The organism is uncultured Campylobacter sp., from assembly GCF_937921625.1.
Taxonomy (GTDB): domain Bacteria; phylum Campylobacterota; class Campylobacteria; order Campylobacterales; family Campylobacteraceae; genus Campylobacter_B.
This window is the reverse complement of sequence record NZ_CAKZTI010000053.1, coordinates 17311-30992: the sequence shown is the minus strand read 5'-3', so window position 1 is coordinate 30992 and position 13682 is coordinate 17311. Positions and strand designations below refer to the sequence as shown.

General features: G+C 49.9%; 8 protein-coding genes. 6 read left to right on the top strand and 2 right to left on the bottom strand.

Going from position 1 to position 13682, the window contains the following annotated elements:
* Window positions 1-24 precede the first annotated feature (24 nt).
* A complete protein-coding gene (ttdB, locus tag Q0101_RS08405; protein WP_297944304.1) occupies window positions 25-645 on the top strand; it encodes a L(+)-tartrate dehydratase subunit beta in 621 nt (206 codons plus the stop codon).
* A gap of 297 nt (window positions 646-942) precedes the next feature.
* Here the strand turns inward: ttdB and Q0101_RS08400 are convergent, their stop codons facing one another.
* On the bottom strand, window positions 943-2112 hold the full coding sequence (locus Q0101_RS08400) for a sugar transporter (RefSeq protein ID WP_297944298.1): 1170 nt from the start codon (window positions 2110-2112) through the stop codon (window positions 943-945).
* A 787-nt stretch (window positions 2113-2899) separates the two neighbouring features.
* Between Q0101_RS08400 and nifJ the strand changes: the two genes are divergently transcribed.
* From nifJ to fldA, 5 genes are all read left to right on the top strand, one after another.
* Window positions 2900-6481: a pyruvate:ferredoxin (flavodoxin) oxidoreductase gene (nifJ, locus tag Q0101_RS08395; protein ID WP_297944295.1), complete on the top strand. Its 3582-nt coding sequence runs from the start codon at window positions 2900-2902 to the stop codon at window positions 6479-6481.
* A gap of 110 nt (window positions 6482-6591) precedes the next feature.
* Window positions 6592-7284, top strand: coding sequence for an aspartate/glutamate racemase family protein (locus Q0101_RS08390; protein WP_297881618.1), 693 nt, complete (start codon window positions 6592-6594; stop codon window positions 7282-7284).
* 118 nt (window positions 7285-7402) lie between these two features.
* Entirely contained in the window at window positions 7403-7726 is a 324-nt protein-coding gene (locus Q0101_RS08385) for a DUF2325 domain-containing protein (RefSeq protein WP_005870807.1), read from the top strand.
* Window positions 7719-8945 carry a hypothetical protein gene (locus Q0101_RS08380; protein WP_297944292.1) on the top strand — a complete coding sequence of 409 codons (1227 nt, stop codon included), beginning with the start codon at window positions 7719-7721 and terminating at the stop codon, window positions 8943-8945. Before Q0101_RS08385 ends, Q0101_RS08380 begins: the two co-directional genes overlap by 8 nt.
* Before the next feature lie 11 nt (window positions 8946-8956).
* Window positions 8957-9448: a flavodoxin FldA gene (fldA, locus tag Q0101_RS08375; RefSeq protein WP_177389208.1), complete on the top strand. Its 492-nt coding sequence runs from the start codon at window positions 8957-8959 to the stop codon at window positions 9446-9448.
* A 767-nt stretch (window positions 9449-10215) separates the two neighbouring features.
* On the opposite strand, the gene Q0101_RS08370 is transcribed toward fldA, so the two are convergent.
* Window positions 10216-13659, bottom strand: coding sequence for an acyl-[ACP]--phospholipid O-acyltransferase (locus Q0101_RS08370; protein WP_297944290.1), 3444 nt, complete (start codon window positions 13657-13659; stop codon window positions 10216-10218).
* Window positions 13660-13682: the final 23 nt, after the last annotated feature.

The window sequence follows — 13682 nt, the reverse complement described above, 5'->3', positions numbered from 1 at the left end:
AAAATCGCACAAGGAGTTCGCGCTATGAGTAAGAAAATTTTAACCACGCCGATCGGCGCCGAGGATCTGGCGGATATCAAGATCGGAGACGTCATATACCTCACGGGGCACATCGTCACCTGCCGTGACGTGCCGCATAGACGCGTCGTACAGGAGGGTCGCGAGCTGCCGCTAGATATCAGGAGCGGCGCAATCCTGCACGCGGGGCCCATCATCAGAAAAATGGGCGATGGCGGTAAAGAGGGCTTTGAGATGGTCTCCGTGGGGCCGACGACTAGTATGCGGATGGAGAAATTCGAGCGCGAATTTATCGCTAAAACGGGCGTGCGCCTGATAGTGGGCAAAGGCGGCATGGGCGAGGGCACGATGAGCGGCTGCAAGGAGTTTGGCGCTATACACTGCGTATTTCCCGCAGGCTGCGCGGTGGTGGCGGCGACGCAGGTCGAGCAGATCGAGAGTGCGGACTGGACGGAGCTTGGGATGCCCGAGACGCTGTGGAAGTGCCGCGTGAAGGAGTTTGGCCCGCTCATCGTCTCGATTGACGCGCACGGAAATAATCTTTTTGAGCAGAACAAGGTAAAATTTAACGAGAAAAAGGACGCGGCGCTAGCTGAAATTTTACCGCAGGTCGGGTTTATAAAGTAGCTAAATTTGGGCGGCTCGCGCTTTTAAATTTTGCGCCTTAATTTTTTACGCCCTGTCGCTAAATTTTAAAATTTAGCGCTATAACGAGGGGTAAATTTTAAGTGCTTTGGGCGGATGGCGCGTGTGCGGATGATGAATAAAACAGCCAGCAGGGCTAAGCGCGAGATTAAATTTTATCTGCAAAATTTAGCTAATCGCAAGGGGTAAATTTTAAAAATTTATCCCGCAAAGCCGCCGTTTTAAAGCGCCGACTAAAAGCGCGCGCTAATCTCGCCGAAATTCTTTCGTAAATTTAACCTACGCGCTATTTTTCTGTGCGAATTTTACGTTTGCATAGAGGTAGCTTGCAAGCCCTAGCGCGCCCAGTATCGCGCCCGCCTCGCCTATGTGAGCTAGCCCGAATTTCGTTGCGATTTGATGTCCTAAAAGCGCTCCGCCGCCGATGCCTACGTTATAGATCGCCGAGTAGATCGATATCGCGACATCGGTAGCGTCGGGAGCTAGCGCTAAAACCCTAATCTGCAAACAAAGCCCAAAGCCAAAAATCCCCACTCCCCAGACGAAAGCTGCAAGCAGCAGCGCTACGTCATTTGCGGCAAAAGCTTTTAGCGTCAGCACCGAGGCTAGGATAAAGAGAATCGCGCAGATCAAAAAGGCGTTTGGAAAATGGCGATAAAGCTTTGAAAAAAGCACGCTTGCGGCGATTCCCGAAGCACCGAATGCAAGCAGGACGTAGGTTACGAAGTGATCACCCGCGGGATTAAATTTCGCCACGAAGGGCTCGACGTAGCTGTAGGTCGTAAAATGCGCGCCTACGATCAAAAACGTCAGCAGATACAAAGCAAGCAGCATCGGGCGCCTTGCTAGCATCGGCAAGCTCGCAAGGGAGCCCGCGCGGCGGCTTGGCAAAAACGGTAAAATTTTCCAAAGAAACAGCGCCTCGGCCGCTGCAAGCGCGCCGATCGCGAAAAACGTAATCCTCCAGCCAAAAAGCTCGCCGACCACGCGCCCCAAAGGAAGCCCTAAAACCATCGCCAGCGAAGTGCCCAAAGCAAGCATGCCGATGGCCTGAGAGCCTTTGTTTATCGGCGCTACGCGCACGACGAGCGATGAGGTGATCGACCAAAAGATCGCGTGCGAAATCGCGATGCCCAGTCGCGAGATTACCAAAACAGCAAAATTCCACGCAATGGCCGCCAGGACGTGGCTTAGCGTAAACAGCACAAAAAGCCGCAAAAGTAGCCTCTTACGCTCAAGCTTTGAGGTTAGCAGCATCAACGGCAGCGAAAGGATACTCACCGCCCACGCGTAGATCGTGATGATTAGGCCCGTACTCGTAACGTCCATGCTAAAATCCGCCGCAATGTCGCTTAGCAGGGCCACGGGGATAAATTCCGTCGTGTTAAAAATAAAGGCGGCAAACGCTAACGCGACAACTCTCGTATAAGCGATTTTATGGACGTTCATCGGCTTTCTCTTTCCAGCTTTTAAATTTAGACTTTAAATTTAGCGCATTTAGCGGTTTTTAGCTTTTCGAGTTCTGCTCGGAATTTTAAAATTTTAAACTCCATGCCGTATATACGTGCCACGTTCCGTGCTAAATCTAAGCGGAGGATTATAGCTAAATTTATTCTCCTCGCAGCTTGCGGAAATAGAATTCACGCTCAAAACGCAAAGTCGCGTGTGGTAAAATTCACGTAGCGATCGACCAGTGAAAATTTAAAATGAAATTTGCGCTGCGCTCGGCAGGAGGCAATAAAATTTCTTATATTTGGCAGAATGTGCTGAAATTTTATATACCGCGATGTAGCAAGCCATAAATAAAAATTCGCTACGTTGAGCTTGGATGCGTATGGCGGTTGAGGCTTTGTAGTGGCTAAATTTTATTATCCAGTCTTGTTGCGATATGAGGTTTTTTCATCTTGTGGCAAGTGCATTTTTAAATTTCTTAATTTTCGCGCATTCCCGTCATTTGATATTTAGGTTAGAATTTCGAGTCAGACGGCTAAATTTGCATTAATCTCTACCGCTGCTCGCGATCTGCGCTTAAAGTACGCAAAAATTTATTTTCAAGGCGGTGAAAAGCCCGTCTAAAATCGTCCGCAATGCTTGTCTAAAACTGCCAGCAGATCGCGCTTGTAGCCCGCCTGCTGTGATAAAGCTTTAGAATTTTATTCGGTTTGCGAAGCATTTAAATTTTTAAGCAATAAATATGTAAAATTAGTGAAATTTGATAATTCCAAAGGAACGAAAAATGGCAAAAGTTATGAAAACTATGGACGGAAACGAGGCGGCGGCTTACGTCTCATACGCCTTCACCGAGGTCGCGGGCATCTATCCGATCACGCCTAGCTCGCCGATGGCGGATTACACCGATATTTGGGCGTCGCAGGGCAAGAAAAACCTCTTCGGCATGCCCGTTAAGGTGGTCGAAATGCAAAGCGAAGGCGGCGCGGCGGGCATCGTGCACGGATCCTTACAAGCGGGCGCGCTTACGACGACGTACACCGCATCGCAGGGGCTTTTGCTAAAAATTCCAAATATGTACAAGATCGCGGGTCAGATGCTTCCAGGCGTTATTCACGTCGCGGCGCGCGCGCTTGCGGCGCAGGCGCTCTCCATTTTCGGCGATCATCAAGACGTCTATGCCTGTCGCCAAAGCGGCTTTGCGATGCTCGCAAGCGACAGCGTGCAGGAGGTGATGGATCTGGGCGGCATCGCGCATCTTGCGGCGATTAAGGGGCGAGTGCCGTTTTTGCACTTTTTCGACGGATTTCGCACGAGCCATGAAATTCAAAAGATCGAGGTGATGGACTATGCCGAGTTTGATCGCTTGCTCGATCGCGAGGCGGTGCGTAAATTTAGAGCGGACGCGCTAAGCTCCGAGCATCCTAAAACTCGCGGCACGGCGCAAAACGACGACGTGTATTTTCAGACGCGCGAGCTAACCAATAAATTTTATGACGCGCTTCCTGACATCGTCGCGGAGTATATGAGCGAAATTTCAAAGATCACGGGGCGGTCGTACGCGCCTTTCGTCTATTACGGCGCAAGTGAGCCGCAGCGCGTGATCGTCGCGATGGGCTCGGTCAATCAAGCGCTCGAAGAAGTGGTCGATCATCTAAACGCGAAAGGCGAGAAGGTAGGCGTGCTAAAAGTGCATCTCTACAGGCCTTTCAGCCTCAAATATCTCTTTGCCGCGATGCCTAAAAGCGTGCGCAAAATCGCCGTGCTCGACCGCACGAAGGAACCCGGCAGCCTCGGCGAGCCGCTCTATCTGGACATAAAGGCCGCGTTTTACGGGCGCGAGGACGCTCCGCTCATCGTGGGCGGCAGGTATGGCTTAAGCTCCAAGGACGTTGATCCCGCGCAGCTAATCGCCGTGTATGAAAATTTAAAGGCGGACGAGCCTAAAAACGGCTTTACGATCGGCATCGACGACGATGTGACTCATCTATCTCTACCCGTGGGAGATAAAATTTCGCTCGGCTACGAGGATGAGACCGAGTGCTTATTTTACGGTCTGGGCGCGGACGGCACCGTGGGCGCGAATAAAAATTCCGTCAAAATCATCGGCGATAAAACCGATCTTTATGCGCAGGCGTATTTTGCCTACGACAGCAAAAAATCGGGCGGCTACACGCGCTCGCACCTACGCTTCGGCAAAAGACCGATCCGCTCGACCTATCTCGTCTCAAATCCGCATTTTGTCGCCTGCTCAGTCGCTGCGTATCTAGACATCTACGACGTCATCGGGGGCATCCGCGAAGGCGGTACCTTCCTTTTAAATTCCATCTGGGATGCCGAGCAAACGGTGGCAAAGCTTCCGAACAAGGTCAAAAAAATTCTAGCCCAAAGACGGGTAAAATTTTACATTCTAAACGCCACCAAACTAGCACGCGATATAGGGCTCGGAGGCCGCACTAATACGATCATGCAATCGGCGTTTTTCAAGCTTAGCGGCATCATACCATTTGAGCAGGCGCAGAGCTATATGAAGGAATATGCCAAGAAAACCTACGCTAAAAAGGGCGAGGCGGTCGTGGCGATGAACTGCGACGCGATCGATAGGGGAGCGGACGCTTTAGTGCAAGTAGCGATCGATCCTGCGTGGGCAAATTTAAAAGATGACGCAGTGGGCGCGGACGACAAATACAAGGGCGACGAATTTATAGAAAAGATCGTAAAACCGATGAACGCGGCGCGCGGCGATAGCTTGCCGGTGTCGGCGTTTTTAGGACACGAGGACGGCGGGTTTGACGCGGGCACGACGCGATTTGAAAAGCGCGGCGTAGGCGTCACGGTGCCTAAATGGATCGAGCAAAACTGCATCCAGTGCAACCAGTGTACCTTCGTCTGCCCGCACGCCGTAATCAGAGCGTTTTTGCTAGACGAAAAGGACGAGGCCGCCGCGCCTTTAAATTTAAAAGATCATCTGCTAGAAGCCAAGGGCAAGGAGCTAAAGGGGCTAAAATATAAGATCCAAGTAAGCCCGCTTGATTGCACTGGTTGCGCGCTTTGTGCCGAAAACTGCCCGAGCAAGGAAAAATCGCTCGTCATGGTGCCGCTTGAAGAAGAACTCGCGAAGGGCGAGCAAGAGAGCGCGGACTTTTTATTCGAGCACGTAAGGTACAAAGACGATTTGATGGATAGATCAAGCGTCAAGGGCGTGGGTTTTGCGCGCCCGTATTTTGAATTTCACGGCGCATGCCCTGGATGCGGCGAGACGCCGTACATCACGCTGATCACGCGACTTTTCGGCGATCATATGATCGTAGCCAACGCCACGGGCTGTAGCTCGATCTACGGCGGATCGGCGCCTTCGATGCCGTACCGCAAGGACGAGAACGGCCGCGGCGTCGCGTGGGCAAACTCGCTTTTTGAGGATAACGCCGAGTTTGGGCTGGGAATGAAGATCGCAAGCGAGACGCTGCGCCATAAGATCGAGGACCTGATGCTAGGCTCGCTCTCAAGCGTGCCAAACGCGCTAAAGGCGCTTTATCACGACTGGATCGAAAACAAAAACGATACGCTAAAATCCGCTCAGATCAGAGATAGGCTAGTGCCGCTGCTAGAACAAAATTTAGACGCGCCCGGGGTTCGTGAAATTTTAGAACTGAAGCAGTATCTAAACAAAAAATCGCAGTGGATCATCGGCGGCGACGGCTGGGCCTACGACATCGGCTACGGCGGGCTCGATCACGTGCTGGCTACCGGCGAAGACGTGAACGTGCTGGTGCTAGATACGGAGGTTTACTCAAACACGGGCGGGCAGAGCTCTAAAGCTAGCCGCCGCGGCTCGATCGCGCAGTTTACCGCAGGCGGCAAGGCGGTGCAGAAAAAAGACCTCGGCCAGATCGCGATGACCTACGGCAACATCTTCGTCGCACAGGTAAATTCCAACGCAAACCAAGCCGCAACGCTAAAAGCGATCATGGCGGCGGAGGCTTACCCGGGACCTAGTCTCATCATCGCGTATTCGCCGTGTATCGCGCACGGTATCAAAGGCGGCATGGGCAACTCCGGCGATCAAGCCGAGCTTGCGAGCAAATGCGGCTATTGGCCGACCTACACCTTCGATCCGCGACTTGCGGCTGAGGGCAAAAATCCGCTTAAAATTTCATCCAAAGAGCCGGACTGGAGCCTTTATGAGGAATTTTTGCTAAACGAAGTGCGCTACAACGCGCTTAAAAAGATCGATCCGGAGCACGCGGGCAAGCTTTATGAAGCAAACAAAGCCGACGCGATGAGGCGCTATCGCCAGCTCAAGCGGCTTGCGAATGCCGATTTCGGCGATGAGGTTGTCTCTGCGGACGCCGCGAGCGAGAATGCTTAAGCTTTGCGGCTATTTGTTGAAATTCCGGCTCTGCGAATTTTGCAATCCGGAATTTTATTAAATTTCGCGGGACTACATAAAATTCCGTATAAATTTTAAAAGAGAAATCCATGAAAAAAATCGGACTAATCGGCGGCATGAGTTACGAATCTACGATTACCTATTATGATGGGATCAATCGCAAAATTAACGAGCGTCTAGGCGGGCTAAGTAGCGGCGAAATTCTGCTAAGTAGTCTAAATTTTGACGAGATCGAGCGGTGCCAAAGAGATAATGAGTGGGGCAGGGCAGGTGAAATTTTAGCTCGTCACGCGCGAGTTTTGCAAAGCGGCGGCGCGGATTATATTTTTCTTTGCACCAATACGATGCATAAGTGCTACGAGGCGATAAATGCCGCTATATCCGTGCCTTTCGTGCATATCGCGGACGCCACGTTAAGTGAGCTGCGAAAACGTGGCGTGCAAAAAGTAGGGCTGCTCGGCACGATCTACACGATGACGCAGGATTTTTACAAACAGCGCTTGATAGATGGCGGCGTGGAGGTACTCGTGCCAAATGCAGACGAAATGGAAGCGGTAAACGAAGTAATTTTTGGCGAGCTTTGCTTTGGTAAAATCTTACCGCACTCCAAAGAGAAATTTTTACGGATCATTGAAGGGCTTAGAGCTCGCGGCGCGCAGGGCGTGATACTGGGCTGCACGGAGATCGGACTGCTCGTATCGCAAGCAGATACTGCCGCGCGGCTATTTGACACTACACAGATACACATCGATGCGGCAGTAAGTCTAGCTTTAAGCGAATAAATATCAAATATGAGTCGGTAAAATTCCGGCTTATAATTTCAAATTTTTATATACATTATCAGTTAAATTTAATCTTTCTCTGTTATAATAACGACTATCAATCATAGAAGGGGATGAAATGAACGTTTTAGTTATAGGAGCAGATGAGATTACACCCATTAAGGCGGTTTTAAAAGACCTTGGCGCGAGCAATATCGAGCACTGGGATGCACGAAACGAAAATCGCGTAAATCGTAAGCCGATCCCGCAAGATACCGAGTGTGTCGTGATGCTTACGAGCTTTTTAAACCACAACACGATGAAAAAAATCAAAGGCGAAGTAAAAAAGCGCAAAATCCCGCTAGTATGTGCTAAACGAAGCGTCAGCTGCGTATTTTGCGAATACTGTAAGGTTTTCAATTTAAATCAAGAATTCGGTTGCAGACCTTGCGAAGATGATTAAAATCCCAAGGAATTTAAGTAATGCCGGCAAGCCCAGGCAAGCGGTTAAAAAATCGCGCACTACGCCGCAATCAAATGCTTACGACGATGAAACAGGCGAGCTAAATTCCAAGGATTTTTTAAATTCTAGCAAATTTAACGCTACTTGCCTTGCACACGCCGAAAGCAAGAAATTTAACGGCAAATTTAAAAAGTTTTCAAGTGGTAAATCGGACGCGCTTAATTGTAATGCCTCTAAGCCGTGCGTTGCAAAGAGTGCGCAAAAAGGCGGCGCAAATAGGAATTTTACAGCAAGGGCTTTTTACGACACTAGCTCCGCGCAAAAGAATTTTTTCTGCGCTAAGCGCTCGGACGAAAAATCAGCTTTATTACAAGATATTGCTGCATCAAAACGAGATATCGCGGCGCGCGAAAAACGCCAAAAAGCGGATCTGCGGCGCGATAATGAGCTTATTGATGATGAAATTTTAAATGCCGAAGCTTTCAATAAAAGATTCTTTGGTGGCGAGATTTTTGGCTTTGATGCGAACGGGCGCGAGATTGTGTCAGAGGCGCTGCGGGATTATGATGCGGCTTCGCGAGCGCGAGCGATGCTAGCTCTATATAATTTTAACGTTAATGCGGATTATAGAATTTTGCCTGCAAATTTAAAGGGCGCTTCGCAGTTCCGAGCGGCATTTTTAAATTTTATCGCTTCCGAGCTTAGGCGCGGGGCTCCTAAAATTTACCGTTTCAAGCCCGCCGTAAAATTTTGCGCAGCGGATAATGCGATAATCTTTTCTTATCTGTGTGGCATGCCGCTGCCCGTATTTGTCGCCAAGCCCGCTTATAAGCTAACTCGCGCAATCGTGAGCCTGCGTAGCGGATTGCTGCTAAATGGAGACGATGCGTTTCGCAACTTCGTATTTTGCAAAATCGCGCTTCGCAATGCAGGCGCAGAAATCGAGCTTAAAAACGAGCTCATCATCGTGCGAAAAAACGGATTTTCGCTCGGAGTGATAGCAAATTTCAGATCGATGCTCGTTTCAAATCCTATGCTTTATGATAATGATATAAAAAAAGCGCTAGAGCTTTGCCGCGGAGCAAACCTCGATGCTTTGTATCTCGTATATCCTAAAAACGAGAATTTCACACGTCATATCGAGATAAAAAGCGAATGCTTTAAGGGAAATTTCATTATGAAATTAGTACCATACAAGCTTACCGACAAAATTTATTAAAAGGATACCAAATGGTTGGAATTATTTTTGGAAGCTCGATGGGCAATACCGAGGACGCCGCGAAGCTGATCTCCGAAAAGCTAGGCATAGAAAACGAGCTAAAAAACGTTGCGGACATCGCGCCTGCAGATCTAAATAAATACACTGCGCTCATCATTGGCAGCTCTACATGGAACGACGGCGAGCTACAAGACGACTGGGCGGGCTTTGATTTCTCAGCCCTTGATGTCGCGGGCAAGACTGTCGCGATTTTTGGCATGGGCGATAGCTCAAGCTACAGCGACGCCTACTGCAACGCAATGCGCGAGCTATACGACAACTTCAAAAAAGCTGGTGCAAATATCGTAGGTGCAGTGCCTACCGATGGATATGAATTTGACGAGAGCAAGGCCGTAGTGGACGGCAAATTCGTTGGCCTCGCGCTAGACAACGACAATCAAAGCGACCTCACCGAGAGCCGCATCGAAGCGTGGGTAGCGCAGATCGCTCCATCTTTTAAATAGTCCTCCTTTAAATTTGCCGCGGAGCGTGCGCTTCGCGGCACTTTCATCTTTTTTAAAATCATTAAAGCTTAGACCTTTTTAAAATTTAGCTCTGCCGACTTCGGTTAAATTTAAACAGATTGGGCTTTGAAATTTTAAAATTTTAATCTGCACGAATGAAATTTATCTTTTAAATTTAGAGCTGCTGGATACTTTTGCGCTCATGTAAATACAGACCTGCTTGGAGGCGCACGTAGCGTGATTAGAAAAAATTTAGCCTCTGTGACGGCGGAAGGACGAAGCTGGGAGTTTGCGTCGCGGTTTATAAACCTCGTCGGCATAATAATCGGCGAACGTTCGGGAAATAAAATTTGCAAATTTTATAAGCGGCGAAGCGGGAATCGATGTCGCTAAAATTTCTCTCCGCACATACGCCATTGAAATTTCTTTCCGCACGCACGCCGTTAAAACTCTTCCCGCAGCTCTGCCGTGAAATTTCGCCGGGCATCTGATTCAAGAATTTTGTCTATCTGCGTAGCGAGCGGCTGCCGTCTGTCCGTAAAATTTAGCATAAATTTGGCGCTGCAACCGCACGCGGCTGTCGCCCCAAATAAAGCCGCCGCCATAACTGCGAGATCGCCCGCCGCTAGGAGCGAAAACCGCAAAGCCCTGCGGCGCGACAAAGCATAGATTTAAAAGAGAAATTTTGCTCTTTACACTACTTCGCGCAAATAGCGCAGCAAGGCGTAAATTTAAAATTTTAGGGCGTAAATTTAAGGCTTTGAAATTTACAGCCCGAGCTCTATCGCCAGATCCTTTACCGCTTTGAGATTTACCTTGCCGCTGCCGAGCACCGGGATTTGCTCGACCTTTTTCACGACGCTTGGCTGCATTATCGGCGCCAGTGCGGAGTCCTTTAGGCGGCGCGAAATTTCATCCTCGCTCGTCTCGCCCACGTAAAGCAGAGCGATCTTTTCGCCCTTTTTTTCGTCTTTTAGGTTCACGCACGAATAGATCGCGCTCTCGCCTAAAATTTCGCCCACGGCGCTTTCTACCGCGCCCAGGCTAATCATCTCACCGCCGATTTTGGCAAAGCGCGAAAGGCGGTCGGTGATAAATAAAAACCCGTCGTCGTCGATATAGCCGATGTCGCCGCTCTTGTAGTAGCGCACGTCGTTTATTTGCGCGATCGCCTCGGCGGTTTTTGCCGGCTCATCGTAGTATTCTTTCATAACCTGATGTCCGCCGATTAAGATAAGCCCCTCCTGCCCGTTTGATAGCGGCTGCAGCGAGGCGGGATCGGTGATTTTTATGACCGTGCCTGCAAGCGGCAAGCCGACGCTTTTTTCACGGTTGAAGTGAAGCTCTTTGAAAAAATCGGGCTCGAGGACGTTCGGCGTATTTACGCTCACCACCGGCGCAGTTTCGGTCGTGCCGTAGCCCTCGTAAATTTCGATGCCGAATTTTATCTTAAATTCCTTGCGGACGTTTTCGTTTAGCTTCTCCGCGCCCGCAATCGCTAGGCGAATGCTTGCCAGCATAAGCGGATTGAGCCTTTTGTTTTTGGTGTAGAGCCTAAAAAACGTAGAAGTGCCGAACATTATCGTAGCGCCGTATTTTGCGCTCATCTTGCCGACGCTAAAGGCGTCCGTAGGATCGGGCACGTGGATGCTTAAAATTCCGTCGTTTAGCGGAAAGAGCGTCGTTACGGTAAGCCCGAAGCAGTGAAAGATCGGTAGCGACGCTAAAATCGCGTCGTGCTCAGTGGCATTTATGAGCTCCGAAATTTGACGGACGTTCGCCATTATATTTTTGTGCGTCAAAACCACGCCTTTGGGCTTTCCTTCGCTGCCGCTGCTAAATAAAATGGTCGCTACGTCCTCTATCGCGTGCGGCTTAAAATACAGCGCGCGGAATAAAATTTTAGGTATCAGCAGCGATTTTAGCGCGCAGGCTATGCGCTCGTTTTTAGAGGTGCCCTCGCTCAGATCCTCAAGATACACGAGCCGATCGCCGATCGAACTCTCCAGCTCAAAGCCCTTTGATTTGAGTTTTTCTATGAATTTGCGCGAGCTGATGATCGTGCGGATATTTGCTTTATCCGCGCAATATATTAAATTTTCCTCGCTTAGCGTGTAGTTTAAATTTACGCTCGTTTTGCCCATCGCAAAAAGCGTTAAATTTACGGCGCTTGCGATGACCGAGCTGGGCAAAACGATACCTACGTTTTCCTCGCTGCTAATGCGGCTCTTTAGCCTTTTGCGAAGTATCAAAACGGCGCTCATCATCGTTAAATTTGTTAGACTTGCTCCCGTGCTATCGACCGCCACGCGCTTAAAAGGCGATCTTTTGGCCTGATTTAGCCAGTTGTAGGCGAGCGGCTTTAGGCTTGCGAGGTATTTGCCCCAGCTGAAAAACGACAGCTCCGTTACCGCGCGTTTTACCTCGTGCGCCTTGGAATTTGCCTCGATCGGCGCGCCGAAGCTTACGCGAAGCGCGTTTTTGCCGCTTTGCGAAATCGTTCTTTTATAATGCTCGCTGGCGCGCGAAAACGTCGATCCCCAAAGCCCTCTGATATAAAAAGGCACGATGACGGAGTTCGTATCGTGCGCGGCTAGCTCAAATCCGCCCTGAAACTCGTCTATGCGGCCGTTGTAGCTGATGTGACCCTCGGGGAAGAGCCCGACCACTTCGCCTGCATTCAGCGCCTCGCGGATGCTTTCGATCGCGCTTTTGCTCACGCCCGCTCCGATCGGAATGACGCGGAAAATTTTAAAAAACCACTTCAAATACCACAGATCGTAGTAGCTGCGATGCATCACGAAGCGTACCCCGCGCGGGCAGGCAAGCTGTACCACCGCCCAATCGATCCAGCTGATGTGGTTACCCAAAAGCAGTACGCCGCCTTTTTGCGGGATATTTTCGACGCCGTCTACGTGGACTTGGTAGCCGAATTTCATAAACGGAATGAGTAAAATTCTAACGAAAAGCTGCGGCAGATATTTTGCGCCGAAGATCCCGCAGATAAGTACGCACAGCGCCGCCATAACGAAAATTTCGCCGCTGGCGACCGCAAAATGCACCAAGATGATGGCGATGAGCAAAAACAGCACCATAAAGATATTTTGGATGAAATTTGATCCCGCGAGCACCCGCCCCATGCGCTCATCGGCGGTGAAAAACTGAATGACGGCGTTGAGCGGCACGATGAAAATTCCGCCGCTAAATCCGAAGAAAAACGACGCCGTACCGAGCCAAAATACCGAGTGCGCGTTGGCTAGTACCATTAGCGCGAGCGCCAGGCCAAATGCGCCGAACGGCACGATACCGAGCTCGATATGTTTTTTGCAGTAGCTGCCCGCAAAGATCGAGCCTAGCGCGATTCCGATCGCACTAAGCGCCAAGATCACCTGGATCACCATTACATTGTCGCTGCCGCTAAGGCTCTTGTAGTGAGCCGGAAAGGTCGCGATCACGAGCTGCGAGACCGCCCAAAACATCGAAAGTCCCAGCGTACAGAGCAGGACGTTTTTATCTTTGATTACAAATTTTAAATTTTGCTTCAGATAGCGCAGGCGGAGATATTCTTTCGTGTCAAATTCCGCCTGCGGTTGCGCGGCGTCGAAGAATGGAATTTTATACGAGTAGTATGTTTCAAGCGCAGAGCCTGCGACCAAAAGCACGCCGATGAACCAAACCGAGCTCATTAGCTCGCCCGCGTCGCTGCTGTGGGCTGCAAAGAGCTCGAAAATCACCGAAAAAACAAGCGATGAAAGCAGAATCGCGATGATCGTAAGAGCCTGCACGATGCCGTTTGCCGCGCCTAAATTTTTCGCGCCGACGATCTTTTTAATCAGACCGTATTTGGCGGGCGAATAGATTGCGCTTTGCGCCGCAAGCAGGATCGTCATAAAAAACGCGAAATAAAACCACCCGCACAGATAACCTAGCGTAATGAGCGCGGTAAGCGCGACGCCGAGTTTCGCGCAGATCCGCGTGATGCGGGTACGCGAGAATTTATCGTTGAGATAGCCGCTGGCGCTAAAAAGAAATACGTAAGGCAGCAAAATTAGCAAATTTACAAGCGACGTCAGGGCGATGAGAGTGCCCGAATCGGCGCTTTTAACAAGGACGTTTTGGATCGTGATCTTATGGCCCAGATCGACGCTTGCGTTGATAAACATAATCGCCAAAAACGGCAAAAATCCGTTGATTTTTAATAAAGATTTCAAGCTATCTCCTTTAAAAACGGGAT

Coding starts and splice junctions, on each gene's coding strand:
- ttdB (WP_297944304.1), top strand. CDS start 25: ATGAGTAAGAAAATTTTAACCACGCCGATCGGCGCCGAGGATCTGGCG.
- Q0101_RS08390 (WP_297881618.1), top strand. CDS start 6,592: ATGAAAAAAATCGGACTAATCGGCGGCATGAGTTACGAATCTACGATT.
- Q0101_RS08400 (WP_297944298.1), bottom strand. CDS start 2,112: ATGAACGTCCATAAAATCGCTTATACGAGAGTTGTCGCGTTAGCGTTT.
- fldA (WP_177389208.1), top strand. CDS start 8,957: ATGGTTGGAATTATTTTTGGAAGCTCGATGGGCAATACCGAGGACGCC.
- nifJ (WP_297944295.1), top strand. CDS start 2,900: ATGGCAAAAGTTATGAAAACTATGGACGGAAACGAGGCGGCGGCTTAC.
- Q0101_RS08385 (WP_005870807.1), top strand. CDS start 7,403: ATGAACGTTTTAGTTATAGGAGCAGATGAGATTACACCCATTAAGGCG.
- Q0101_RS08380 (WP_297944292.1), top strand. CDS start 7,719: ATGATTAAAATCCCAAGGAATTTAAGTAATGCCGGCAAGCCCAGGCAA.